We start from the raw sequence: 25,615 nt of genomic DNA, 5'->3' as shown, positions 1-25,615 counted from the left end.
GACAACACAGGTTGTCCGTTTTTATTTCAGCGCTAGCCTCAGGGTTTTCCCTCAGCTTTTTCCCCTGGCTTATTTTTCCCAAACTTACTTTTCCCAAACAATGCGCCATACTGGCTGGCTTTCTCTCGCCTGCCCTTCTCGCGTGACGAATCGTCCCACTGCCGCAATCAGTTGCTCGTTGTAGAACACCAGCGGCGTACGGTCGCGCCACCAGGGCGGGACGCCCAGCTCCTGCCAAAGTTTCTTGATTTGTCGCCCGTGGGCTCTGCCGACAATATGCACAGTTCCACTAGTCGAAAAACGGATACTCACCAACTCATCGTTTTCCGGCGCGCGAATCTCCACGCCGCTATCGGCCAGTGACAGCGTGCCCAGATTATCGGGTAGCGACAACGGGCATAACGGCGACGGCCACGGGATAATTTGGTCTTTTAGTGACGGCATCAGCGGCAGCAGATAGAGATGCTGACGAAAACGACGAACCTGCATCTGATTCAGTTGCAATATCGGTTCCGCATCCTGACGGCTCGTCGCCACCTCATCCCAGAGTCGCTGTAGCTGTTCACGCGCGGGCATCATCGCCCCTTGCTGCGCCAGCCAGCGACGCAGGAGTGCAAAACGACGCACCGGACTTAGCGTTACCAGACCGTCAATATTCAGCGCGCCATCCGGTTGGCATAACGCCTGCAATGACTCCTCCAGCAGCTCATCTAGCAACTGTTCCTGTTCGGCACAAAGCTCGGCGCTACGCGCGACGGCGGAGGAGAAATGCGGCCAGCGTTGCGTCAATCGCGGTAAGATCTGACGACGTAAAAAATTGCGGTCGAAGCGTTCGTCCTGATTGCTGTCGTCTTCAATCCAGTCAAGCTGATGCCGCTGCGCATAGGCTTCCAACTGCAAGCGAGAAAGGCCTAACAGCGGACGCACAAGACGATAATGACCGAGCGTACTTTGAGCCGCCATCGCAGATAATCCGGCAGGCCCGCTGCCGCGTTTAAGCGCCAGTAAAAACGTTTCGCTCTGATCATCCAGATGCTGCGCCGTCAGCAAGGTTTCCCCGTCTTGCAGATGCGCTTGCAGCGCCTGATACCGTGCCGTTCGGGCCGCAGCTTCGATACCGCCGTTCTGCGCTTCAACCGTCACCGACAGCGAGGCAAACGGCACCTGCCAGCGCTCACACTGTTGACGACAATGTTCAGCCCAGCTATCGGCCAGCGGATTTAAACCATGATGGATATAAGCCGCACGAATGGGTAGCCCAGAACGCTGACGCAGAGCCACCAGCAGATGCAATAGCACGCTAGAATCCAGACCACCGCTGTAGGCCAGCAAGATCGACCCGCATCCGGCTGTTTGCGTCGCGATCGTCTGGAGCAATCGATCATCAGGTTCGGTGCGGTCCACGGTATCAGATCTCATACAGTTCTAAAGGCAAGCCGTCAGGATCGGAGAAAAAGGTGAAGCGCTGCTGCGTTTCAGGATCGATCCGGACAGGTTCACAAATAACGCCAGCCTGTTCCAGCGAGGCGACAGCCTGTTCTATGTTAGCCACCGCAAAAGCCAGATGGCGCAGGCCGCAGGCTTCCGGGCGGCTCACGCGCGCAGGTGGGTGGGGGAAAGAAAATAGCTCAATGGTATAACGCCCATTCAGCGAGAGATCCCCTTTCCACGACTGCCGCGCTTCACGGTAGATCTCGTTATTCAACGTAAACCCTAGCACACCACAGTAAAACGCCTTGCTGCGTTCATAGTCAGAGGCAATAACCGCAATGTGATGGACATCAAGCAACTTCAGCATGCTTCAAACCCTCATAGCAAAAAATCCGCTGTCATTTCTGACAACGGATTTTCAAAGTAACGCCAGAATCGCCTGATTGATAACACATCAATCAGACAATCACTTTATCAGCAGTAGCCACTGTACTTAACAGTAACCATAGTTCATCAAACGCTGATAACGACGGTTCAACAGCTCTTCTTCTGTCAGGCCGTCGAGGTCGAGCAGGTCGGCCAGCAGCTGTGCTTTCAGAGACTCTGCCATCGCTGGGACGTTACGGTGCGCCGAACCTAACGGCTCAGGGATCACGGTATCGATCAGCTTCAGTTCTTTCAGACGCGGCGCAATAATGCCCATGGCTTCTGCTGCCAACGGCGCTTTATCTGCGCTCTTCCACAGGATAGACGCACAGCCTTCCGGTGAAATCACCGAGTAGGTGCTGTACTGCAGCATGTTGACCTTGTCGCCCACGCCGATAGCCAATGCACCACCGGAACCACCTTCGCCGATAACGGTACAGATGATTGGCACACGCAGCGTCGACATTTCACGCAGGTTGCGCGCGATAGCCTCAGACTGACCGCGTTCTTCTGCGCCCACGCCCGGATAAGCTCCCGGCGTGTCGATGAAGGTGATGATAGGCATCTTGAAGCGATCGGCCATTTCCATCAGGCGCAGCGCTTTGCGATAGCCTTCCGGTGCAGGCATGCCGAAATTACGGCGAATCTTTTCTTTGGTCTCACGCCCTTTCTGATGACCAATGATCATCACCGGACGCCCATCCAAACGAGCAATTCCACCAACAATGGCTTTATCATCGGCGTAGGCGCGATCGCCAGCCAATTCATCAAAGTCGGTAAAGATATGCTTAATATAATCAAGCGTATAAGGACGTTGTGGATGGCGCGCTAATTGCGCAACCTGCCAGGCACCCAAATCGGCGAAGATTTTGCGCGTCAGTTCAACGCTCTTCTCACGCAGGCGCTGGACTTCTTCGTCCAGATTAATATCTAATTTTTCGTCTTGACGGCTGACTGCGGTCAGCGAGTCAATTTTCGCTTCCAACTCTGCAATCGGCTGCTCAAAATCAAGAAAATTCAGACTCATAGTATTCCTATATTAGTCAAATTCCAGTTCCACCTGCTCATTACCCACTAATGTGCGCAGCTCGTTCAGTAGTGCATCGGCAGGCGTTACACGCCATGCTGCGCCGAAACGTAGTCGGGCGCGCGCATCTTCACGCTGGTAATAGAGATGCACTGGGATCGTCCCCGATCGATGGGGTTCCAACGATTGGCGGAGACGGTTTAATAGCTGGTCATCAATTTGCCTGTCAGTCAGCGAGATAGCAAGCCCGCGCGCGTATTTTTCCCGCGCTTCACTGATATCCATTAACTCTCGGACGGTCATTTTAAGCCCGCCGCTGAAGTCATCAAAGCTGACCTGTCCACTGGCGATAAGGATACGGTCTTTCTCAAGTAAATGCTGATATTTTTCCAATGCATCGGTAAACAGCATTATCTCAAGACGACCGGAACGATCGTCCAATGTACAGACACCAATACGGTTACCCCGCTTGGTGACCATAACGCGGGCCGCCAACACCAGCCCAACGGCAGTGGTCATTTTACCCCGATCCGTCGGGTGCATATCTTTCAAACGCACGCCACCGGCATAGCGTTCAATTTCCTTAATATATTGCGTGATCGGGTGGCCGGTCAGGTACAGCCCCAGCGTTTCCCGTTCACCATCCAGCACCACCTGCTCCGGCCACGGCGGCACCGTGCTGTAAGATTGCTCAACCTGTTCAGGCGCATCGGCCAGCACGCCGAACATATCCACCTGACCAATCGCTTCCGCTTTCGCATGCTGATCGGCGGCCTTCAGCGCATCAGGCAATGAATTCATCAACGCGGCACGATGCGGCCCCAGACGGTCAAACGCCCCAGACATAATCAGCTTTTCCAGCACGCGGCGGTTCAGCTTTTTAATGTCGGTACGCGCGCAGAGATCAAACAGCTCTCTAAAATAGCCACCCTGATTACGCGCTTCGATAATCGCCTCAATCGGGCCTTCACCCACGCCTTTAATCGCACCGATGCCGTAAACAATCTCGCCATCGTCGTTAACGTGGAAGTGATACAGTCCGCTGTTGATGTCCGGAGGCAGGATTTTTAACCCCATCCGCCAACATTCGTCAACCAGACCGACCACTTTATCCGTGTTGTCCATATCGGCCGTCATCACCGCCGCCATGAACTCTGCCGGATAGTGCGCCTTCAGCCATAGCGTTTGGTAAGACACCAGCGCATAGGCCGCGGAGTGAGATTTATTAAAGCCATAACCGGCGAATTTTTCCACCAGGTCGAAAATCTTAACCGCCAGTTCGCCGTTCACGCCGCGAGATTTGGCACCATCTTCGAAGCCACCACGCTGCTTCGCCATTTCGACCGGGTTCTTTTTCCCCATCGCACGACGCAGCATATCCGCGCCGCCCAGCGTATAGCCCGCCAGAACCTGCGCAATCTGCATGACCTGTTCCTGATACAGGATAATGCCGTAGGTCGGCTCCAGCACAGGCTTAAGTGACTCGTGCTGCCATTCGATATCAGGATACGAGATCGCTTCACGACCGTGCTTACGGTCGATGAAGTTATCTACCATGCCGGATTGCAACGGGCCGGGGCGGAACAACGCCACCAGTGCGATCATATCTTCAAAGCAGTCGGGCTTAAGGCGTTTGATCAGGTCTTTCATGCCGCGCGATTCAAGCTGGAATACCGCGGTGGTTTCCGAGCGTTGCAGCATGTCGAAGCTTTTCTTATCGTCGAGCGGAATCGCCGCAATATCAATCGGCTCCAGTTCTTGCTTCGCGCGACGGGCGTTAATCATTCCCAGCGCCCAGTCGATGATGGTCAGCGTACGCAGGCCAAGGAAGTCGAACTTCACCAGCCCGGCATATTCCACGTCGTTCTTATCGAACTGGGTAACCGGATGGTTGCCTTCCGCATCGCAATACAGCGGCGCGAAATCGGTAATCTTGGTGGGGGATATCACCACCCCACCCGCATGTTTACCCGCGTTACGCGTTACCCCTTCGAGCTTACGCGCCATATCGATGAGGGCCTTAACTTCCTCATCGGCTTCATAAATTTCAGGCAGTTGCGGTTCAGCAGCAAACGCTTTTTCGAGCGTCATGCCCGGATCGGGCGGCACCAGCTTTGAAATACGATCGACAAACCCATAAGGGTGCCCAAGCACGCGCCCTACGTCACGAATAACCGCTTTCGCCGCCATCGTACCGAAGGTGATAATCTGCGATACCGCATCACGCCCGTACATTTCCGCGACGTGATCGATGACCTTGTCGCGTTTTTCCATACAAAAATCGACGTCAAAGTCGGGCATGGAAACACGTTCAGGATTGAGGAAGCGTTCGAACAGCAGGTCGAATTCCAGCGGATCCAGATCGGTGATTTTCAGCGCATAGGCCACTAACGAACCCGCACCGGAACCACGTCCCGGTCCAACAGGCACATCGTTATCCTTCGACCACTGAATAAATTCCATTACGATCAGGAAGTAACCGGGGAACCCCATCTGGTTGATAACGCCCAGTTCAATATCCAGGCGTTCATCATATTCAGGCCGACGCTCAGCGCGCACTTCCGGATCAGGGAACAGGAATTCGAGACGCTCCTCCAACCCCTTTTTCGAGCACTGAACCAGAAAGTCTTCCGTACTCATGTCGCCCGTTGGGAACTGCGGCAGGAAATATTCACCCAGACGAATCGTTACGTTACAACGCTTGGCAATTTCAACGCTGTTCGTCAGCGCTTCGGGGATATCCGCAAACAGCTCGCACATTTCCTCTTCGGAACGCATGTACTGCTGTGGGCTGTAATTACGTGGACGCTTGGGATCGTCAAGCGTGTAGCCATCATGAATGGCCACACGGATTTCGTGAGCGTCAAAATCATCGGTGCTGATAAAACACACTTCATTGGTTGCCACCACGGGCACCCCGTGCTTCGTCGCCAATTCGACGGCAGCATGCAAATAGCTTTCTTCATCGGGGCGGGACGTGCGGATCAGTTCCAAATAGTAACGCTGGGGGAAGTGTTCCTGATAGAAGGCCAGACACTGTTCGGCCTGCGTCTGGTTACCACGCAGCAAAAACCGACCGACATCACCCCGGCGGCCACCAGACAGTAAAATCAGCCCTTCCTGATGTTCAACAAGCCAATCCCGATCAATCGTCGGCCCGGCAGCGCCATAACCTCGTTGATAAGCATGGGAAATCAACAGCGTAAGATTCTGGTAGCCAGCATTATTCATGGCCAGGACGGTAAGATGCGCGAGCTCATCCCCCAATTCGTCGCTTTCGACACAGAAATCTGCACCGATAATGGGCTTGATTCCCGCGCCATGCGCACCGCCATAGAATTTAACCAGCCCACACAGGTTGGTAAAATCAGTAATCGCCAGCGCTGGCATGCCGAGTGCCGCCGCTTTTTTTACCAGCGGACCGACTTTGGCCAGCCCATCGATCATGGAATAGTCACTGTGAACACGCAGGTGAACAAAACGTGGTTCGGCCATCTCCAGATCCCAGAATTTATCGATTAGTCAGCATGGCAACGGCACGCTTACGTGCCCACGCCATACCGAGAGTTAATGATGATGTTTACGCCAGACCTAATGCACGTCTGACTGGCGCGAAGCTCCGACGGTGAAACTCAGTGGCGCCCAGTGCGGCCAGTTTCTCCAGATGAAAAGCCGTTGGATAGCCTTTGTGTTGGGCAAAACCATAAGCGGGGAAGCGTTGATCCAACTCGACCATCTCACGATCGCGAGTCACTTTCGCCATAATCGAGGCCGCGCTGATTTCTGCCACGCGGCTATCCCCTTTTACGACCGCCTGAGCGGGCATCGGCAAAGCCGGGCAACGATTGCCGTCAATGAGAACAAAATCAGGCACGACAGCCAAGCCAGCAACCGCACGCTGCATTGCCAGCATGGTAGCATGCAGGATATTCAATTGGTCAATCTCTTCCGGCTCCGCACGGCCAAGGCTCCACGCCAATGCCTTCTCTTTGATTTCATCATAGAGCGACAGTCGACGTTTTTCACTCAGCTTTTTGGAGTCCGCCAGCCCGACAATTGGCCTAGTTGGGTCAAGAATAACCGCAGCCGTCACGACCGCACCAACCAGAGGGCCGCGGCCCACTTCATCAACGCCAGCGATACAGCTCGCCTGCGGATAGACAAATATTTCACTCATGGTCTTATTAACATGGTTTTATTAACACGGCTTGACTAATTCCAGCACCGCCTGAGCCGCTTGCTCATCGGCGTTACAGCGGATCTGCTGGTGCAAATCCACAAACGTCGCGCGTAGCTCAGCCATTTTTTCCGTATTGGCAAACAGAGGCAGCAGCGCAGCGGCCAGCTTGTCCGGCGTACAGTCCGTCTGTAGCTGTTCGGCCACCAGCTCACGTCCCGCCAGCAAATTCGGCAGAGACACCCACGGTGTTTTGACCAGGCGCTGCGCCAGCCAGAAGGTAAAGGGCTTCATGCGATACCCTACAACCATCGGACATTTAGCCAGCATGCACTCCAGCGCTGCCGTACCCGATGCCAACAGAGCGGCATCACTGGCAATCATTGCTTCTCGCGCTTGCCCATCCAGCAGATGTACGCGTAGATCGGGCGCCACACTACTTTTTATCCGCTCGAACTGTTCACGGCGCTTGCTGTTGACCAGCGGAACCACGATTTCCAGATCGGGAAAATGCTGGCGTAGTAACACAGCCGTATTGAGAAAATCTTCGCTAAGCATTTCAACTTCTGCACCGCGACTGCCCGGCAGCAGCGCCAGACAAGGCACATCGGGTGCAATACCCAGCGTCGCACGTGCAGCCAGCTTATCGGGGTGCAGCGGCATCGCATCGGCCATCGTATGACCAATAAAGCGACAAGGTACATTGAAACGATCGTAAAACGCTTTTTCAAAAGGCAAAAAAGCCAGCACCAGATTGGTCGCTTTACCTATTTTGAAAACGCGTTTTTGACGCCATGCCCATACGGAAGGGCTGACGTAGTGAATGGTATTGATACCACGCTTTTTGAGGTTGCCCTCTAGCGTGATATTGAAATCAGGGGCATCAATGCCCACGAAAACATCGGGTTGAAGCTCGCTAAAGCGCTGGGTTAAATCTCGCCGAATTTTCAGCAGGCGGGGAAGCCGTCCAAGCACCTCAACAATGCCCATGACAGCCAGCTCTTCCATCTCGTACCAGGCTTCACAGCCTTCGGCCTGCATACGTGGCCCGGCAACGCCGACAAACCGCGCATCAGGCACCTTTTCTTTAAGCGCCCGGATCAGGCCTGCACCAAGGATGTCGCCGGAAGTTTCTCCGGCGACCAGCCCAATAGTCAAAGGACGTGATGACATGGATTAACGAATGATGCCGCGAGTAGAACGGGCAAAGAAATCGGTAAACGCCTGTACAGCCGGGTGTTCAGCCGCCAGCGCTTCAATTTCCGGTTTCACTTCGTCCAGTGTTCTGCCGCTGCGGTAGAGGAGCTTGTACGCGTTACGAATCGCGTGCAGGGTGTCTTTTTCGAATCCACGACGCTTCAGGCCTTCAATATTCAGGCCAAACGGCGTGGCGTGGTTACCCTGCGCGATCACATACGGCGGCACGTCTTGCGCTACACCGGAACATCCGCCAACCATGACGTGGGCACCGATAATGCAGAACTGGTGCACGGCCGTCATCCCACCGATAATCGCAAAATCATCGACGGAAACGTGGCCACCCAGCGTCGCGTTATTCGCCAGAATACAACGATTGCCCACTACGCAGTCATGTGCGATATGCGTGTTGATCATCAACAGGTTATCGCTACCGACTTTAGTCAACCCGCCGCCCTGTGTCGTGCCACGATGAATCGTGACGCTTTCACGGATGCGGTTACGATCGCCAATCTCAACGCGGGTCGGTTCCCCGGCATATTTGAGATCCTGATTCACTTCACCAATTGACGTGAACTGATAGATTTCGTTGTCGCGACCAATTTTAGTGACGCCATTGACGACGACATGTGATTTCAGCACCGTCCCCGCACCGATCTCAACCTGAGAACCGATATAGCAGAACGGGCCAATATGAACGCCAGCACCAATAATGGCACCGTCTTCAACAATCGAACTAGGGTGAATAAAGGCGGTTTGATCAATCACGTTATCAGGACTCCCGACGGCGAGCACACATCATTGACGCTTCACAGGCCACTTCGCCATCAACTTTGGCAACACCTTTAAAGCGCGCAACGCCGCGACGCTCTTTGATGAATTCAACTTCAAGGATCATTTGATCGCCTGGCTGCACGGGGCGCTTAAAGCGCGCTTCGTCTACAGCAGCGAAATAGTACAGCTCACCCGGTTCCAGTTTACCTACGCTTTTAAACGCAAGAATACCAGTGGCCTGAGCCATGGCTTCCAGAATCAGCACGCCGGGAAAAATCGGTTTGCCCGGGAAATGGCCCTGGAAGAAGGGTTCGTTGAAAGAGACGTTTTTCACCGCCCGCAGAAACTTCCCTTCTTCAAAATCCAGTACCCGATCAACTAGCAAAAACGGGAAACGATGCGGTAATAATTCTAAAATCTCTTCAATATGCAGAGTATGAGTGTCAGTAGTCAAAATACTCTTCCTGTCCATAAAAACTGATGCCATCAACAACACGGCCTGCGCAGACCCTAAATTAGGTGTCTTCAGGCAGGCCGCAAATAAAACGCGAGTGATTAAACGTTATCGACTTTTCGTTCAACGGCTTTCAACCGTTTGCTTATCTCATCAATATTCATCACCAGCGCTGCAGTTTTGCGCCACACTTTGTTGGGTTGCAAAGGAATGCCCGAAGAGTATACCCCAGGTTCTGTGATTGGTCGCATGACCATCCCCATTCCCGTTACCGTCACTTTATCGCAGATCTCCATGTGCCCGTTAATTACGCTGGCACCACCGATCATGCAATAACGACCAATTTTCAAGCTCCCCGCCATAATGACGCCACCCGCTACCGCGGTATTGTCGCCAATCACAACGTTGTGCGCAATCTGACATTGGTTATCAATGATAACACCATTACCAATGACCGTATCATCCAACGCACCACGATCGATGGTTGTGCTCGCACCGATCTCAACCCGATCGCCAATTCTGACTGTACCCAGCTGTGGAATCTTCACCCAGTTGCCGCGATCGTTAGCATAGCCAAAGCCGTCAGAACCGATCACGGTTCCAGACTGGATCAGGCAATGCTCACCCAGCTCAACGCGGTGATAAATCGTTACATTTGCCCATAAACGCGTACCGGCACCAATGCGGGCATCTTTGCCGATAAAACAGCCAGGACCAATGACAACGCCATCACCCAGCTGTGCGCCAGATTCGATAACGGCGTTTGCACCAATGGACACGTTCTGGCCCAGCGTCGCGTCTGGAGCAATAACCGCACTCGGTGCAATATCGGTTGCTGGTTGCGGTGTCGTATCCAACAGTTGCGCCATACGCGCATAGGTCAGATAGGGATTCTTCACTACCAGCGCCGCAACCTGACAGTAAGGTAAATCCGCTTCCGTCAGCACGACCGCTGACGCTTGCGTCCCGGCCAGTTGCTCACGGTAACGACTGTCGGAAAGAAACGTAATTTGCCCAGTTTTTGCTGAATGCATAGAAGCAACACCGGTGATGACGATATCGCCATCACCGTGTAATTGTGCATCCAACTGTTGAGCTAACGCGTCCAGTCGAATTGAATACATGTATTATTTAACCTGTTTCAGCACATCGGCAGTAATGTCTTTCGCATTGGCGACATACGCAACTGCGTTAGCGTCAATCACAACATCATAACCTTCTTTGGTTGCAACGGCTTTCACCGCATCCTGAATACGGCTCAGGATTTTGTTACGTTCTTCCATCTGACGGCGGCGGTTGTCTTGATCAAAAGCCTGCGCTTTAGTCGAGAACTGCTCGCGCTGCGCCATGACGTCCTTCTCCATTTTGCTGCGCTCGCTCGCTTTCATGGTAGAACCATCACGTTGCAGTTTCTGCATCTTGCCCTGTAAATCGTTTTCCATCGATTGCAGTTCAGAAGCACGGCCTTTGAATTCGTTTTCCAGCTGTTTGCCAACGGTTTCACGCTGCGGCAGCTGTTGGAAAATGCTGGAGACGTTAACAACGGCAATTTTGTCAGCAGCCTGAACGCTGGCTGAAGCAGCCAATGCTAAACCGAGGCCTGCGGCACATAACCACTTTTTCACTATAAACTCCTCAACCTAACCTAATTTGTGTCTTAACACTTTAATTATGAGCATCGCGTCATGGTATGAACGTCTTATGATCAACCATTCCTATCCATGAACTATTCATATCAACGACATACTCGTCTCAACGAATCACGATGCGACATTCCCTGCATACGATCTATTGACGTCACACTACCAGGTTTTGCCAATGTTAAACTGGAATTGTTCCGACTTGTCTCCATCGTACTTTTTAACCGGCTGGGCATAGGAGAAGACCAATGGCCCAAGCGGAGACATCCATTGCAACGCGATACCGCTGGAAACACGGAAGTTGGTCGCCTTGCTATAATCCGGCACACCTGCGTCAATTGTTTCCTGTGTATTTTTCCAGTTGGTATCCCATACCGTACCGCCATCCACAAAGAAGGACGTACGTACGGAACTCGCGTATTTATCACTGATAAACGGTGTTGGCACGATCAGTTCCGCACTCAATACCGCCATCGCGTTACCGCCAACGGCATCATCCAGATTGGTTTTATCAATACCACAGCCAGAATAAGAAGGTGGGAGTACTCCAGATGTACGGGTACACTGGTAATACGCCGCTTTAGGCCCAATCGTATTCGACTGGAAGCCACGTACCGTACTGGAACCACCTGCATAGAAGTTGTCGTAGAACGGCACTTCTTTGCTACCGATACCATCCGCAAAACCTGCGCGCGTCCGGCCCATCACCACCCAGTTGCCACTGTCGCTCAACGGGTAGTAGCTCGCCGAATCAAACGTCAGTTTGTAGTATTCGTTGTCCGAACCCGGTACGGCAATCTTGGCATTCGCAGACGCACGTGTGCCTTTCGTCGGGAAGTAGCCACGATCCAGATTGTTATACGACCATCCGGTATTCAGGAAGAAATCGTTCGCTTTGAAGTCAGCGCTAGATTTATTCCCTTCCTGAACCACGGATGGATTAACCCCCACGGAATCCAGATAACGCCACATCGCTACCTGCGGTCTCATATCCGACAGATCGTTATGCACATAATCCAGACCGACACGCAGTGAGTTATTCTCGTTAATCGGGAAGCCCAAGGTGCTGCCAACGCCATAACTCACGTTAGTGTAGTCGGACAGATCGGCGTCAGACGCCTCAAATTTGTTATAGAATATGCGGCCACCGAGGCTAACGCCATCGACGGTAAAGTATGGGTCGGTCAGTGACAGCTCAACATACGTCTGATAGTCGTTTTTAGTCCCGCTGATACCAACGGAGTTACCCGTTCCCAGCCAGTTGTCCTGTTGGACCCCAGCCTGGAAGCTCACGCCACTTTCTGTACCAAAACCGACACCAAAGTTGAATGTCCCCGTATTACGCTCTTTGACTTTATACGTTACATCAACCTGATCGGCCACGCCGGGTACACGCTGTGTTTCTACATCAACGCTTTCAAAGTATCCCAGTCGATTTAAACGCTCTTTGCCCTGCTCAACCAGATCGTTGCCTAACCAGGCACCTTCCATCTGACGCATTTCACGGCGCAGAACGGAGTCTTTAGACGTGTCGTTACCGTCAAAGCGGATATGACGCACATAGAAACGGTTACCAGCATCAACGTTGATGTTTAATTTCACCGTCTTGTCTGCGTCATTAATTTCCGGCTGTGTGACCACACGCGGATAGGCATAGCCATAACGACCCAGCAGCTTCTTGATGTCCTCTTCCATTCGGGTCACTTTCGTCCCGTTGTAGAGTTCACCCGGTTCAATCTTCGTCAATCCTTCGATTTCCGCAGAGTGACCAGCCAAATTGCCTTTCACCGCTACGCCGGACAGCTTGTACTGTTCGCCTTCCGTCATATTGATGGTGATGTAGATGCCTTTTTTATCTGGCGTCAGGCTCACCTGTGTGGAATCGATGTTGAAACGCGCATAGCCGCGATCCAGATAGAAACTCCGTAACGTTTCCAGATCGCCAGACAGTTTTTGTTTCTGGTATTTACGATCGCCGACCACGTTCCACCACGGCACTTCATCACGCAGTTGGAAACGAGAGATCAATTCGTCGGAGCTGAACGCTTTGTTACCGACAATATTAATCTGCTGGATCTTGGCGGAAACGCCTTCCGTGAAGACCAGTTTCAGGTCTACGCGGTTACGCGGGAGTGGCGTGACAACGGCTTTAACCGACGCACTGTACTTGCCCACGCTGTAGTAGAAATCTTCCAGTCCTTTTTCGATGCTGGTGAGCGCAGTGCGGTCTAACGCTTCACCGACGCGCACGCCAGAGGCCTCCAGGTTTTCTTTCAGCATGTCGTCTTTGACTGACTTATTGCCGGAAAACGTGACGCTGGCGATGGTTGGACGTTCTTTCACCTGCACAATCAGCGTTTCGCCATCGCGCAGGACACGAACATCTTCAAAATTTCCGGTCGCAAACAAGGCACGGATGGTATTACCGATATCATCGTCACCGATGGTATCACCAACGCGGACTGGCATACTGAGTAATGCCGCCCCGACGGCAACCCTTTGCAGGCCCTCGAAATGAATGTCCTTCACTACGAACCCGTCTGCACCGTATACGGTTGCGCTGCTAAACAGCAGCGACGCTATGAGCAACTTTTTGATCGCCATCGTTGTTATGCGTTTTTCCTAACCTAATCCCGCGCCTAGAGACGAGAGAAATCATTGAAAAGTGCGAGTCCCATTAACAACATCAGCAACACTGTACCAATGCGATAGCTAACGTCCTGCACACGCTCAGAAACCGGCCTGCCCTTCAACTTTTCAACCGCAAGAAAGAGCAGGTGTCCACCATCCAATACCGGCAGAGGGAACAGATTGATGATCCCCAAATTGACGCTGATTAAGGCCAAAAACATCAGGTAATAAATCAATCCATAATCTGCTGACATTCCTGCGCCCTGAGCAATCGAAATGGGACCACTCAGGTTGTTCAGCTTAACATCCCCCATAACCAGTTTCCCTAACATACTGACGGTCAATTTCATCAGCTGCCAGGTTTTATCTGTTGCCTGGTAGATCGCACTGAACGGCCCATACTGGCGCACAGTCCTGTATTCTTCAGGCAGCGGCGTCACACTTGGCATAACGCCTGCCAGCCCTTCAACTCTGCCACTTCCCACAGATTTGCTGTCTGGCGTTAACGTCAACGGGACTGTTGAACCGTTGCGCTCCACCTCCAGAGCAATAGATTGTCCGGGGTTGTCACGCACGGCGATAACAAAATCACGCCATTGCGCTAGCGCCTGCCCGTCGACTTTAACGATCCTATCTCCGACTTGCAAACCTGCTTTTTCCGCCGCCGACCCAGCCTGCACCTGATGCAGTACCGGCTCAATTTGCGGCCCACGCGGAATAATCCCGAGCGAAGCGGCAGGATCTTGCTTATCAGGTTCAAACTGCCACTCGCGTAAATCCAGCGTTTTCTGAACGACACGATCAGAGCCTAAAGGTGCGGTTCCGATCACAACATCGCTATCGCCGATTTTACCGATCAGGGCCAGACGCGCAGTATCCCAATCAGGCGTTTCGATACCGTCAACGGACTTTAGTTCCATTCCCGCCGACATTTCCGCCTGCGCCGCAATGGAGTTGGGCAGTATTTCACCCACTACCGGACGCACGCCCGGTACGCCGAGAATAAACACCAACCAATACGCCACAATGGCAAACAGGAAATTGGCAATCGGACCCGCGCTAACGATAGCCGCACGCTGCCAGACCGTTTTGCTATTAAATGATTGGTGACGAAATTCTGGCGCAACGGTGTCGACGCGCTCATCTAGCATCTTCACGTAGCCGCCAAGTGGGATCAGCGCAATCACGAATTCTGTACCGGTACGATCGCGACGACGCCATAGCGCACGTCCGAAACCGACGGAGAAGCGTTCGACCTTCACACCACAGCGGCGCGCTACCCAGAAATGCCCAAATTCATGGACAGTGACCAGCACACCCAGTGCAATGATAAACGCGGCAAGATTCCAGAGAAAACTCAGCATAAATAGCTCTACCGCTTTATTCTAAGCCACTTTAAACAGCAGCAGCATCAGGCAAGAGAACACAGGAACCGCAGCAGTCAGGCTGTCGATACGATCGAGCACACCACCGTGCCCCGGAATCAAATGGCTACTGTCTTTGATGCCCGCCTCGCGTTTGAACATACTTTCCGTCAAATCACCCAACACCGAGGCCAGCGCAGCGGCGATAGAACAAATCAACAACGTGGCTGGCGCTACCGTTAATGGCGCATAAAGGCTAAACAGCACAGAGATGAGCGCCGAGGTTGCCAGGCCACCAAGAAAGCCTTCCCAGGTTTTGCCCGGCGAAACTTTTGGCGCGAGTTTACGCTTACCAAACAGTTTACCGAACATGTAGGCACCGCTGTCCGCGCCCCATACCAGCAGCATGACGTACAGCAGCCACCAGGCACCAGCAAATGGGTTAATCGCGTAATTGTAATGACGAAGCGCGACCATGCCCCAGAAAAACGGCACGATCGTCATGATACCGAACACCAGTCGCAATGTACGCGAATGACGCCAGAATGAGGCGGAAGCCGGATAGAACAGCACCAACAGCAGCGCGACACCCCACCACACCAGCGATGACCAGAGCGCGATACTGATTTGCGGAATATGGACGGAATAATGGTAGGCCGGGAGTGATAACAGCATCAGCGCCAGCAAGAAACCACACAGGATCGCGAGCCACAGGCGTTGACCATAAGAGGCAAACCCTGCCAACTGACCCCATTCCCATGCCGCCAGCATACAGACGGCCAGCGTAACAAGCGTGAATCCCAGAGGAGGCAGCAAGAAAAGTGCTGCAATAACAATCGGGATCAAAATAAAAGCAGTAATCAGGCGATACTTCAGCAAAAGTTCCCCCTAGGATGCATCAGCATCGATAGGTGTTGTTCCCCCGAAGCGGCGCTCGCGTTGTGCAAAAGCATTCAGCGCACCTTCAAAGACTTGTTCATCGAAATCAGGCCAGAGGACATCAGTAAAGTAAAGTTCAGCATAAGCAATTTGCCACAGAAGAAAATTACTGATGCGGTGTTCTCCACCGGTTCTGATCACCAAATCAACCGGAGCCAGATCATGCAGACAGATGTACTGACATAATGACGCTTCATTAATGCTATCAGGGCGCAGAATGCCTTCCTGCACCTGCTCTGCAAGTTGCCGTACTCCCTGAATAATATCCCAACGGCCGCCATAATTCGCGGCAATATTCAGTGTGAGCCCCTGATTCTTTTCCGTCAGTGCTTCTGAACGGCGGATTCGCTCTTGTAAACGCGGACTGAAGCGGCCGATATCGCCAATCACCCGCAAGCGAACATTGTGCTTGTGCAGGCTTTTCACTTCGCTATCAAGCGCCCTGACAAACAGTTCCATGAGTGCGGAAACTTCCTGCGCCGGACGGTTCCAGTTTTCACTGCTAAATGCGTAAAGTGTCAGCGCGTCCAGCCCCTGGCTCACTGCAAAACTGACTGAACGCCGCACAGCCTTTACACCAGCCTGATGGCCAAAAATCCGCATTTTCCCCCGGTTTTTTGCCCAGCGACCATTGCCATCCATGATAATGGCAACATGCCGCGGCCCGGCGGGTGGCAGATCGTTAGTATTTTTTTGATTATCGGACGGCATAACGCGTACTTATTTCCTCAAGCAAGAAATACAACAGTCCTTCCGTAACATCAGACCCCGTTAGCGCAAAAAAAGCCGTGAACGATCACGGCTTATCTTCACGGTCGATTAAACAACTTTCGCATAATCAACCATTGAGTGGCGCAGACTATACCACCTCCACCGCACATGAACAAATTGTGCCACGGCGCTATCCCGCTATCGCACGTAATGTGTCAGGGTCTGTGTTGCGACCTGTCTGGCCCAGCGGTCAATAAACAGAACATCATCAACGCTGGTGGGTTCTGGTAATGTAAGTTGTTCAATAACATGCCGATTTACCGCCGCAATATCCGTAAAACGGATCTGCGACTGCAAAAATGCCGCTACCGCAATTTCATTTGCAGCATTTAATGCCGTGGTGGCTGACTGACCATGATTACAGGCATCAATAGCGAGCTGTAAACAAGGATAGCGTGCATAGTCCGGTGCCAAAAATGTCAGCGCGCCAATCTGGCAAAAATCTAACGCTTTTGCACCCGATGCCACACGTTCGGGATAAGCCATTGCATGGGCAATCGGCGTGCGCATATCGGGCGATCCCAACTGCGCCAGAACGCTGCCATCACGGTAACGTACCATCGAGTGAATCACCGACTGCGGATGAATAATGACTTCTATCTGTTCGGCAGAAGCATTAAACAACCAGCGCGCTTCGATGTACTCCAGCCCTTTGTTCATCATCGTGGCAGAATCAACCGAAATTTTGCGTCCCATTGACCAGTTTGGATGCGCACACGCCTGATCTGGCGTCATGTCTGCCAGCGCCGACACCGGGGTTTCACGAAACGGCCCACCGGAACCGGTCAGAACAATACGTTCGACCCCATGCTGCGACAATGAAGCGTAGCCTAATTGACGCTGAATTTGCTCAGGTAAACTCTGAAAAATCGCATTATGTTCGCTATCAATCGGTAAAAGCTGTGCGCCACTTTGCGCCACGGCGTCCATGAACAGACGTCCGCAGGTAACCAGTGATTCTTTGTTCGCCAGCAACACCTGCTTTCCAGCATGAATTGCCGCTAGTGTTGGCAATAACCCCGCCGCACCCACAATCGCAGCCATGACCTGATCAACGCCCTCTAATGCAGCAAGGTCACACGCGGCTTGCTCGCCAGCCAGCACTTCCGTTTTGCAACCATATTCCGCCAACTGCTGGCGCAGGGCAGTTGCTGAGGCTTCATCAGCCATTGAGGCATAGGCGGGTTGGAAAGTGAGGCACTGCTCCAGCATCAACTTGACGTTGTACCCGGCGGATAACGCGCGTACGGCAAATTTATCGGGATTGGCTTTAATGACGGCCAGCGAACTGACGCCAATAGAGCCAGTGGAACCAAGAATTGTCAGTTGCTTCATTAAAAATGCTCTGAATAACCGGATTTGATGACAGGAAGGTACACGAGTCTGAGACGATTACCATGATATATCTCTGCTATCGATCACAGTCACGACAGCCGCAGGCATATATACAGCAAAAATTGTTTACTACCCAGAGGGGCTAGCCTTCACCCATTCCTTGTATAACCATAAAATAAAGCGCCGCCGGAAAAAGAGGGCAAGCCCACAGATTCCCTGCGACGCACTATTCAACAGGCTGATTAGAACTCCATCAGCTCCGCTTCTTTCTCTGCCAGAGCGACGTCCACTTTCTTAATGAAGTTGTCAGTCAGCTTCTGCACGTCGTCCTGAGCGCGACGTTCTTCATCTTCACTGATCGCTTTATCTTTCAGCAGCGCTTTCAGTTTGTCGTTAGCATCACGGCGTACGTTGCGTACGGAGATACGCCCCTGCTCTGCTTCGCCACGAACCACTTTGATCAGGTCTTTACGGCGCTCTTCCGTCAGCGGTGGCAGCGGAACACGGATTACGGTACCAGCAGAAGACGGGTTCAGGCCGAGGTCGGAAGCCATGATCGCTTTCTCAACTGCCGGGCCAAGTGAACGGTCGAATACGGTGATTGCCAGAGTACGGGAATCTTCTACGACAACGTTAGCAACCTGACGCAGTGGCGTTGCGCTGCCATAGTATTCAACCTGGATGCCATCGAGAATGCTAGGCGATGCACGGCCGGTACGGATTTTGCTGATCTGATTTTTAAACGCTTCAACACATTTGTCCATGCGCGTTTCAGCATCTTTTCTGATTTCATTAGTCACGTTGTGAACCCTTGAAAACTGGTTGCCTGGCAGGCCATGTCAGTACATGACCCGGTGAATAATTAATGCCAGCGCACGGCTGGCGTATGGCGCAATACTGGGGAGTATAGTACCCCATAATTAGCGTGAGCCGTTATTACTGACTAATCAACGTCCCTTCTTTTTCACCCATGACAACGCGACGCAGTGCGCCAGGCTTGTTCATGTTGAAAACACGGATGGGTAAATTATGGTCGCGTGCCAGCGTGAACGCGGCAAGATCCATCACTTTCAGCTCACGTTCTAACACGTCTTGATAGGTTAGCGTTTCGTACATCGTCGCTGAAGGATCTTTCACTGGATCGGCAGAATAGACGCCATCGACTTTGGTCGCTTTCAATACGACATCCGCTTCAATCTCAATGCCGCGCAGACAAGCCGCAGAATCCGTGGTGAAGAAAGGGTTGCCTGTCCCGGCGGAGAAGATCACTACGCGGTTATTACGCAGCAGACTAATCGCCTCTGCCCAGCTGTAGTTGTCACAGACGCCATTCAGCGGAATAGCAGACATCAGGCGAGCGTTCACATAGGCACGGTGCAACGCATCACGCATTGCCAGACCATTCATGACGGTCGCCAGCATTCCCATGTGGTCGCCCACAACGCGGTTCATACCCGCTTTAGCCAGACCCGCGCCACGAAACAGGTTACCACCGCCGATAACCACACCGACCTGAATGCCTAACTCAACCAGTTCTTTCACTTCCTGAGCCATGCGATCCAGAATGCTCGCATCGATACCAAAACCTTCAGTTCCCTGTAAAGCTTCGCCACTGAGCTTCAGCAGGATTCGTTGATAGACGGGTTTTGCATTGGTTGCCATGGTGTTCTTATCCTACAGGCTGTCGTCGTATTGGGGGGTTGTAAAAATCAAAACTGTTCTACTCGGCTCCTATCTGAATGCAGGAAACCAAGCGAACTAAAACTCTTTGGGCTGGATAAAAAGGAACCGCCAACTGGCGGCTCTTTTTTTTTGCTATTAAGACTGCTTGCTCATTGCTGCAACTTCAGCAGCAAAGTCAGTCTCAACTTTCTCAATACCTTCACCCACTTCGAAACGGATGAAGTTAGTCACGTCAGCGTTGTGCTCTTTCAGCAATTGACCAACAGACTTAGCTGGATCCATAACGAAAGGCTGACCCGTCAGAGAAACTTCACCGGTGAATTTCTTCATACGGCCTTCAACCATTTTCTCTGCGATTTCTTTCGGCTTGCCAGACTGCATCGCGATTTCTAACTGAACCTGGTACTCTTTCTCTACCACTTCAGCAGACACGTCTTCTGGCTTAACGAATTCTGGTTTGCTTGCTGCAACGTGCATAGCCAGGTGTTTAACCAGCTCTTCGTCAGCGCCTTTAGCGGCAACCAGAACACCGATGCGCGCACCGTGCTGGTAGTTACCCAGAACTTCGCCTTCCAGAGCGGAAACGCGACGAATGTTGATGTTCTCACCAATTTTCGCAACCAGTGCAACACGCTCTTCTTCGAACTGTGCTTTCAACACGTCAACGTCAGTGATTTTGCCTGCAACCGCAGCGTCCAGCACTTTGTCAGCAAATGCCTGGAAACCACCGTCTTTAGCAACGAAGTCAGTCTGGCAGTTAACTTCCAGGATCACAGCGTAGTTACCGTCGATCTTAGTCTTGATCACGCCATCAGCAGCAACGTTACCTGCTTTCTTAGCTGCTTTAATTGCGCCAGATTTACGCATGTTTTCAATTGCCAGCTCGATGTCGCCGTTAGCTTCAACCAGCGCTTTCTTACATTCCATCATGCCCGCAGCGGTACGCTCACGCAGCTCTTTTACCAGGGATGCGGTAATTTCAGCCATTCTAAAATCCTCGGAAGATTTGTTCTGCCTGGTCGTCACGACCAAACAGCTTTAAAAGTGAAAAAGGGGCCATAAAAAGGCCCCTAACCAAACTAGTACTACCTGGTTAATAAGGGCTCAACGAGCCAGACTTATTATTCAGCTTCTACTAAGCCTTCTTCTGCCTGCACAGCCAGATCTTGAGAACGGCCTTCGCGGACAGCAGTAGCAACAGCGCTCAGGTACAGGCTAACTGCACGGATTGCGTCATCGTTACCAGGGATGATGTAGTCAACGCCATCTGGATCGGAGTTGGTATCAACCACTGCGAATACCGGAATACCCAGGTTGTTAGCTTCTTTGATTGCGATGTGCTCGTGATCGGCGTCGATAACGAACAGCGCGTCTGGCAGACCGCCCATATCTTTGATACCGCCCAGGCTGTTTTCCAGCTTGTCCAGTTCACGAGTGCGCATCAGCGCCTCTTTTTTGGTCAGCTTGTCGAACGTGCCGTCTTGAGATTGGGTTTCCAGATCTTTCAAACGTTTGATGGACTGACGAACGGTTTTCCAGTTAGTCAGCATACCGCCCAACCAACGATGGTTCACGAAGAACTGATCGCAGTTGTTGGCTGCATCTTTTACCGCTTCGCTTGCTGCGCGCTTAGTACCAACGAACAGAATTTTGCCTTTGCGAGAAGCAATTTTGCTCAGCTCAGCCAGAGCGTCGTTGAACATTGGTACAGTTTTTTCAAGGTTGATGATGTGAACTTTGTTACGTGCACCGAAGATGAATGGCTTCATTTTCGGGTTCCAGTAACGGGTCTGGTGACCAAAGTGTACGCCAGCCTTGAGCATATCGCGCATGGAAACAGTTGCCATGATTACCTCTATTAATTAAGTATGGGGTTATGCCTCCACATGTCCCATTGCGCCGACCCCATCCGGTGAAACACCTCAGGAGCACCCCGGCGAACGTGCCGACATGTGTGTGTTATTTACACAAAGTGAGTTTAGTCGATGTGGTTGAATACCGTATAACCGATATCCAGCCGGATCATCGGCGCGCTTTATACCATAAATCCCCCAACGACACCAACATTTGTTATTCAATCGTCCACAAATCAGAATGATAGTTTGGCAAGCCAGCGGCATGGCTGGTAACATAAGTTATTAGTTATCGCTCTTAATTTTTGTGCTTAACAGGCACCTGCGGACAATCATCAATGGCAATTTCAATTAAAACTCCTGAAGACATCGAAAAAATGCGCGTAGCTGGTCGTCTGGCTGCCGAAGTCCTGGAAATCATCGAACCCCACGTGGTACCCGGCGTGAGCACTGCCGAATTAGACAGAATCTGTCACGATCACATCACCAACAAGCAGCAGGCCATTTCTGCTTCTCTGGGCTACCACGGCTTCCCGAAATCCGTCTGCATCTCCATCAACGAAGTGGTGTGCCACGGCATTCCTAGCGAAGAACGCATTTTGAAAGACGGCGATATCGTCAACATCGACGTCACCGTGATCAAAGACGATTTCCACGGCGATACGTCAAAAATGTTTATCGTCGGCAAACCCACCATTCTGGGTGAGCGCCTCTGCCGCATCACGCAGGAAAGCCTCTATCTGGCACTGAAAATGGTTAAGCCGGGCATTCGCCTGCGCACGCTGGGCAAGGCGATCCAGCAGTTCGCGGAAGGGAATAACTTCTCCGTAGTGCGTGAGTATTGCGGTCACGGCATCGGCAAGGGCTTCCACGAAGAGCCACAGGTGCTGCACTACGATGCAGACGACGGTGGCGTCGTGCTGCAAGCGGGTATGGCATTCACGATCGAGCCTATGCTTAATGCCGGTGATTACCGTATTCGTACGATGAAAGACGGCTGGACGGTAAAAACCAAAGATCGCAGCTTGTCGGCACAGTACGAGCATACTATTGTGGTAACCGATAACGGCTGCGAAATAATGACGTTGCGAAAGGATGACACCATCCCCAACATCATCACGCATGAACAGTAAACACTAAGCCGGCAGATGCCGGCTTTTTTTATGGGCTGCGCTATGACAGATAACCGCTTTTCGCCAGACAGTACACCACCTGACGCTGCCTCATCAAACAGCCCTATAGACCCCATTGCACCCGCGCAGTTGCCCGCTTCACCGCTGACCTACGCGGATGACATGCTAGATTGTCAGACGTTAAAACAGCAGTTGGAACTGTTTCAGCTTTGGCTCGGTTCAGAATTCCGCTCCGGCGTCAGCGCAGAAAAGCTGATTGATGCCAGAACCTTGTTCATCGATCGCCTGTTGCAGCGGCTATGGTATTTCTACGGCTTTGAAAATATCGCGCAAACGTCGCTGGTCGCCGTAGGCGGGTATGGCCGCGGTGAACTACACCCGCTTTCCGATATCGACGTGCTGGTATTGAGCCAGACAGCGCTGAGTGAAGAACATTCCCAGCGCGTCGGCCAATTCATCACCCTACTGTGGGATTTGAAGCTGGAAGTCGGCCATAGCGTCAGAACGCTGGAAGAGTGCTTACAGGAAGGACGCGCAGATATTTCCGTTGCCACCAACCTGATCGAATCCCGCATGATATGCGGCGACGTCGCCCTCTTTCTCTCGCTGCAAAAAAACGTATTCAGTGATGAATTTTGGCCGTCAGACACGTTTTTCCCAGCAAAAATCGCCGAACAACAGGAACGCCATCAGCGCTACCACAGCACCAGCTACAATCTGGAGCCCGACATCAAGAGCAGCCCGGGCGGGCTACGCGACATTCACACGCTGCTGTGGGTCGCGAGACGCCACTTCGGCGCGACGTCGCTCAATGAAATGGTCGGTTTCGGCTTTCTAACCGAGGCGGAACGTAAAGAGCTGAACGAGTGCCAAAGCTTTTTGTGGCGCATCCGCTTCGCCCTGCATCTGATCCTACCGCGTTACGACAACCGGCTGCTGTTCGACAGGCAGTTGAACGTCGCACAGCTGCTGCAATATCAGGGGGAAGGCAACACGCCAGTCGAGCGCATGATGAAGGATTTCTACCGTATGACGCGTCGCGTCAGCGAGTTGAACCAGATGCTGTTGCAGCTCTTTGACGAAGCGATTCTGGCGCTGGACGCAAGTGAAAAGCCCCGTCCGATTGACGATGAATTTCAGCTACGCGGCAATCTGCTGGACCTGCGCGATGAAAACCTGTTTATCAAAAAGCCGGAAGCCATCATGCGCATGTTCTACCTGATGGTACGCAACCGTGACATCAGCGGCATTTACTCCACCACGTTGCGCCAGTTGCGCCATGCTCGTCGCCATCTCGCCAGTCCGCTTTGCACCATCCCAGAAGCGCGCCAGTTGTTCATGAATATTCTGCGCCACCCGCATGCAGTAAGTCGCGCGCTGCTGCCAATGCATCGCCACAGCGTGCTGTGGGCTTATATGCCGCTGTGGGGGAACATCGTCGGTCAGATGCAGTTCGATCTGTTTCACGCCTATACGGTGGACGAGCACACGATCCGCGTTCTGCTCAAGCTGGAGAGCTTCGCCGACGAGGATACGCGACCACAGCACCCGCTGTGCGTCGAGCTCTACCCTCGCCTGCCGCAGCCCGAATTATTGCTGCTGGCCGCGCTGTTCCACGATATCGCGAAAGGTCGCGGGGGCGATCACTCGGAACTGGGCGCGCAGGATGTGCTGGAGTTTGCCGCGCTGCACGGGCTGAATTCGCGTGAAGCTCAGTTGGTTTCCTGGCTGGTGCGCTGCCACCTGCTGATGTCCGTCACCGCACAGCGTCGCGACATTCAGGATCCCACCGTCATTCAGCAATTTGCTACGGAAGTGCAGAGCGAAACCCGTCTGCGCTATCTGGTTAGCCTGACGGTTGCCGATATCTGCGCCACCAATGAAACGCTGTGGAACAGCTGGAAACAGAGCCTGTTGCGTGAACTCTATTTCGCGACGGAAAAACAGCTGCGCCGCGGCATGCAAAATACGCCAGATTTACGCGAACGCGTCCGGCATCACCGCTTGCAGGCACTGGCGCTGCTGCGTATGGACAATATTGATGAAGAAGCGCTGCACCACATCTGGAGCCGCTGCCGAGCCGATTATTTCCTGCGCCATTCGCCAAATCAGCTTGCCTGGCACGCGCGCCACTTGCTGGAGCATGATGTCAACAAACCGCTGGTGCTGATCAGCCATCAGGCCAGCCGTGGCGGTACAGAGATCTTTATCTGGAGCCCGGACAGGCCTTATCTTTTCGCGGCGGTCGCCGGTGAACTGGATAGACGCAACCTCAGCGTGCACGATGCACAGATTTTTACCAGCCGCGACGGCATGGCGATGGATACGTTCATTGTGCTGGAACCAGACGGCAGCCCGCTGGCGCAGGATCGGCATGAAATGATACGCCACGCACTGGAACAGGCGCTGACCCATCGGAGCTATCAACACCCGCGCGTGCGCCGACCGTCACCCAAGCTGCGCCACTTCAGCGTGCCAACCGAAGTCAACTTCCTGCCGACACATACGGACAGACGCAGCTACATGGAGCTCAGCGCGCTTGACCAACCAGGGCTGCTGGCACGTATCGGTGAAATTTTTGCCGATCTCAACCTGTCGCTGCACGGCGCACGCATTTCCACGATCGGCGAGCGGGTAGAGGATCTTTTCATTCTGGCCGACAGCGACAGGCGGGCATTAAAGCCGGATTTACGCCTTAAATTGCAAGAACGGTTGACAGAAGCCCTTAACCCAAACGATAAAGTACCATTGAGTTAATTTTTACAATCAGGAAAGAGAAA

The 25,615-nt window shown here is 52.7% G+C and carries 21 protein-coding genes; 2 read left to right on the top strand and 19 right to left on the bottom strand.

Going from position 1 to position 25,615, the window contains the following annotated elements; all coding sequences use genetic code 11:
* Nucleotides 1–84: 84 nt before the first annotated feature.
* The 19 genes from tilS to rpsB form a co-directional block, all read right to left on the bottom strand.
* The gene (gene tilS, locus Q3A88_RS07895) at nucleotides 85–1,419 is read right to left on the bottom strand and encodes a tRNA lysidine(34) synthetase TilS (RefSeq protein ID WP_317177693.1); all 1,335 of its coding nucleotides are present in this window, start codon (nucleotides 1,417–1,419) and stop codon (nucleotides 85–87) included.
* Complete coding sequence (locus tag Q3A88_RS07890; protein ID WP_039497268.1) at nucleotides 1,409–1,798, bottom strand: VOC family protein; 390 nt, start codon at nucleotides 1,796–1,798, stop codon at nucleotides 1,409–1,411. Before Q3A88_RS07890 ends, tilS begins: the two co-directional genes overlap by 11 nt.
* Before the next feature lie 126 nt (nucleotides 1,799–1,924).
* Nucleotides 1,925–2,884 (bottom strand): acetyl-CoA carboxylase carboxyl transferase subunit alpha, encoded by a 960-nt coding sequence (accA, locus tag Q3A88_RS07885; RefSeq protein ID WP_010296434.1) that lies wholly within the window; start codon nucleotides 2,882–2,884, stop codon nucleotides 1,925–1,927.
* 12 nt (nucleotides 2,885–2,896) lie between these two features.
* A complete protein-coding gene (gene dnaE, locus Q3A88_RS07880; protein ID WP_317177692.1) occupies nucleotides 2,897–6,379 on the bottom strand; it encodes a DNA polymerase III subunit alpha in 3,483 nt (1,160 codons plus the stop codon).
* An 85-nt stretch (nucleotides 6,380–6,464) separates the two neighbouring features.
* Complete coding sequence (gene rnhB / locus Q3A88_RS07875) at nucleotides 6,465–7,061, bottom strand: ribonuclease HII (protein WP_010284848.1); 597 nt, start codon at nucleotides 7,059–7,061, stop codon at nucleotides 6,465–6,467.
* Between the two features lie 21 nt (nucleotides 7,062–7,082).
* The gene (gene lpxB, locus Q3A88_RS07870) at nucleotides 7,083–8,234 is read right to left on the bottom strand and encodes a lipid-A-disaccharide synthase (RefSeq protein WP_100017422.1); all 1,152 of its coding nucleotides are present in this window, start codon (nucleotides 8,232–8,234) and stop codon (nucleotides 7,083–7,085) included.
* Nucleotides 8,235–8,237: 3 nt separating this feature from the next.
* Nucleotides 8,238–9,026 (bottom strand): acyl-ACP--UDP-N-acetylglucosamine O-acyltransferase, encoded by a 789-nt coding sequence (gene lpxA, locus Q3A88_RS07865; protein ID WP_010284845.1) that lies wholly within the window; start codon nucleotides 9,024–9,026, stop codon nucleotides 8,238–8,240.
* A gap of 4 nt (nucleotides 9,027–9,030) precedes the next feature.
* Entirely contained in the window at nucleotides 9,031–9,504 is a 474-nt protein-coding gene (gene fabZ, locus Q3A88_RS07860) for a 3-hydroxyacyl-ACP dehydratase FabZ (protein ID WP_172644777.1), read from the bottom strand.
* Nucleotides 9,505–9,587: 83 nt separating this feature from the next.
* Nucleotides 9,588–10,610 carry a UDP-3-O-(3-hydroxymyristoyl)glucosamine N-acyltransferase gene (gene lpxD / locus Q3A88_RS07855; protein ID WP_014914453.1) on the bottom strand — a complete coding sequence of 341 codons (1,023 nt, stop codon included), beginning with the start codon at nucleotides 10,608–10,610 and terminating at the stop codon, nucleotides 9,588–9,590.
* Nucleotides 10,611–10,613: 3 nt separating this feature from the next.
* Nucleotides 10,614–11,111 (bottom strand): molecular chaperone Skp, encoded by a 498-nt coding sequence (skp, locus tag Q3A88_RS07850; RefSeq protein WP_014914452.1) that lies wholly within the window; start codon nucleotides 11,109–11,111, stop codon nucleotides 10,614–10,616.
* Nucleotides 11,112–11,288: 177 nt separating this feature from the next.
* Nucleotides 11,289–13,730, bottom strand: coding sequence for an outer membrane protein assembly factor BamA (gene bamA, locus Q3A88_RS07845; RefSeq protein ID WP_317177691.1), 2,442 nt, complete (start codon nucleotides 13,728–13,730; stop codon nucleotides 11,289–11,291).
* Nucleotides 13,731–13,765: 35 nt separating this feature from the next.
* A complete protein-coding gene (gene rseP, locus Q3A88_RS07840) occupies nucleotides 13,766–15,121 on the bottom strand; it encodes a sigma E protease regulator RseP (RefSeq protein ID WP_039506366.1) in 1,356 nt (451 codons plus the stop codon).
* A gap of 21 nt (nucleotides 15,122–15,142) precedes the next feature.
* Nucleotides 15,143–16,000: a phosphatidate cytidylyltransferase gene (gene cdsA / locus Q3A88_RS07835; RefSeq protein WP_110163576.1), complete on the bottom strand. Its 858-nt coding sequence runs from the start codon at nucleotides 15,998–16,000 to the stop codon at nucleotides 15,143–15,145.
* A gap of 9 nt (nucleotides 16,001–16,009) precedes the next feature.
* A complete protein-coding gene (gene ispU / locus Q3A88_RS07830; RefSeq protein ID WP_039467050.1) occupies nucleotides 16,010–16,771 on the bottom strand; it encodes a (2E,6E)-farnesyl-diphosphate-specific ditrans,polycis-undecaprenyl-diphosphate synthase in 762 nt (253 codons plus the stop codon).
* A 198-nt stretch (nucleotides 16,772–16,969) separates the two neighbouring features.
* Complete coding sequence (gene ispC / locus Q3A88_RS07825) at nucleotides 16,970–18,166, bottom strand: 1-deoxy-D-xylulose-5-phosphate reductoisomerase (protein WP_110163575.1); 1,197 nt, start codon at nucleotides 18,164–18,166, stop codon at nucleotides 16,970–16,972.
* A 242-nt stretch (nucleotides 18,167–18,408) separates the two neighbouring features.
* Nucleotides 18,409–18,966, bottom strand: a complete 558-nt coding sequence (gene frr / locus Q3A88_RS07820; RefSeq protein WP_110163574.1) for a ribosome recycling factor — start codon at nucleotides 18,964–18,966, stop codon at nucleotides 18,409–18,411.
* Nucleotides 18,967–19,102: 136 nt separating this feature from the next.
* A complete protein-coding gene (gene pyrH / locus Q3A88_RS07815; RefSeq protein WP_010284821.1) occupies nucleotides 19,103–19,828 on the bottom strand; it encodes a UMP kinase in 726 nt (241 codons plus the stop codon).
* Between the two features lie 156 nt (nucleotides 19,829–19,984).
* Nucleotides 19,985–20,836: a translation elongation factor Ts gene (tsf, locus tag Q3A88_RS07810; RefSeq protein ID WP_010296401.1), complete on the bottom strand. Its 852-nt coding sequence runs from the start codon at nucleotides 20,834–20,836 to the stop codon at nucleotides 19,985–19,987.
* Between the two features lie 134 nt (nucleotides 20,837–20,970).
* The gene (gene rpsB / locus Q3A88_RS07805; RefSeq protein ID WP_010284816.1) at nucleotides 20,971–21,696 is read right to left on the bottom strand and encodes a 30S ribosomal protein S2; all 726 of its coding nucleotides are present in this window, start codon (nucleotides 21,694–21,696) and stop codon (nucleotides 20,971–20,973) included.
* A 344-nt stretch (nucleotides 21,697–22,040) separates the two neighbouring features.
* Here rpsB and map point away from each other — a divergent pair, with 344 nt between their 5' ends.
* Both map and glnD read left to right on the top strand, forming a co-directional pair.
* Nucleotides 22,041–22,835, top strand: a complete 795-nt coding sequence (gene map / locus Q3A88_RS07800) for a type I methionyl aminopeptidase (RefSeq protein ID WP_205559244.1) — start codon at nucleotides 22,041–22,043, stop codon at nucleotides 22,833–22,835.
* Between the two features lie 42 nt (nucleotides 22,836–22,877).
* Nucleotides 22,878–25,592: a bifunctional uridylyltransferase/uridylyl-removing protein GlnD gene (gene glnD / locus Q3A88_RS07795; protein WP_039510962.1), complete on the top strand. Its 2,715-nt coding sequence runs from the start codon at nucleotides 22,878–22,880 to the stop codon at nucleotides 25,590–25,592.
* The last annotated feature ends 23 nt before the right edge of the window (nucleotides 25,593–25,615 follow it).

This window comes from Pectobacterium sp. HCp5_1 (genome assembly GCF_032905925.1).
In the GTDB taxonomy this organism is placed as follows: domain Bacteria; phylum Pseudomonadota; class Gammaproteobacteria; order Enterobacterales; family Enterobacteriaceae; genus Pectobacterium; species Pectobacterium brasiliense_A.
The sequence above is the reverse complement of the archived record's forward strand: the minus strand, read 5'-3'. Positions and strand labels throughout refer to the sequence as shown.

What these genes read in the sequence shown, in the direction of transcription:
- fabZ (WP_172644777.1), bottom strand. Translation starts at nt 9,504, where the DNA reads ATGGACAGGAAGAGTATTTTGACTACTGACACTCATACTCTGCATATT.
- accA (WP_010296434.1), bottom strand. Translation starts at nt 2,884, where the DNA reads ATGAGTCTGAATTTTCTTGATTTTGAGCAGCCGATTGCAGAGTTGGAA.
- pyrH (WP_010284821.1), bottom strand. Translation starts at nt 19,828, where the DNA reads ATGGCAACCAATGCAAAACCCGTCTATCAACGAATCCTGCTGAAGCTC.
- tsf (WP_010296401.1), bottom strand. Translation starts at nt 20,836, where the DNA reads ATGGCTGAAATTACCGCATCCCTGGTAAAAGAGCTGCGTGAGCGTACC.
- rpsB (WP_010284816.1), bottom strand. Translation starts at nt 21,696, where the DNA reads ATGGCAACTGTTTCCATGCGCGATATGCTCAAGGCTGGCGTACACTTT.
- map (WP_205559244.1), top strand. Translation starts at nt 22,041, where the DNA reads ATGGCAATTTCAATTAAAACTCCTGAAGACATCGAAAAAATGCGCGTA.
- dnaE (WP_317177692.1), bottom strand. Translation starts at nt 6,379, where the DNA reads ATGGCCGAACCACGTTTTGTTCACCTGCGTGTTCACAGTGACTATTCC.
- ispC (WP_110163575.1), bottom strand. Translation starts at nt 18,166, where the DNA reads ATGAAGCAACTGACAATTCTTGGTTCCACTGGCTCTATTGGCGTCAGT.
- rnhB (WP_010284848.1), bottom strand. Translation starts at nt 7,061, where the DNA reads ATGAGTGAAATATTTGTCTATCCGCAGGCGAGCTGTATCGCTGGCGTT.
- glnD (WP_039510962.1), top strand. Translation starts at nt 22,878, where the DNA reads ATGACAGATAACCGCTTTTCGCCAGACAGTACACCACCTGACGCTGCC.
- rseP (WP_039506366.1), bottom strand. Translation starts at nt 15,121, where the DNA reads ATGCTGAGTTTTCTCTGGAATCTTGCCGCGTTTATCATTGCACTGGGT.
- Q3A88_RS07890 (WP_039497268.1), bottom strand. Translation starts at nt 1,798, where the DNA reads ATGCTGAAGTTGCTTGATGTCCATCACATTGCGGTTATTGCCTCTGAC.
- bamA (WP_317177691.1), bottom strand. Translation starts at nt 13,730, where the DNA reads ATGGCGATCAAAAAGTTGCTCATAGCGTCGCTGCTGTTTAGCAGCGCA.
- lpxD (WP_014914453.1), bottom strand. Translation starts at nt 10,610, where the DNA reads ATGTATTCAATTCGACTGGACGCGTTAGCTCAACAGTTGGATGCACAA.
- lpxB (WP_100017422.1), bottom strand. Translation starts at nt 8,234, where the DNA reads ATGTCATCACGTCCTTTGACTATTGGGCTGGTCGCCGGAGAAACTTCC.
- tilS (WP_317177693.1), bottom strand. Translation starts at nt 1,419, where the DNA reads ATGAGATCTGATACCGTGGACCGCACCGAACCTGATGATCGATTGCTC.
- ispU (WP_039467050.1), bottom strand. Translation starts at nt 16,771, where the DNA reads ATGCCGTCCGATAATCAAAAAAATACTAACGATCTGCCACCCGCCGGG.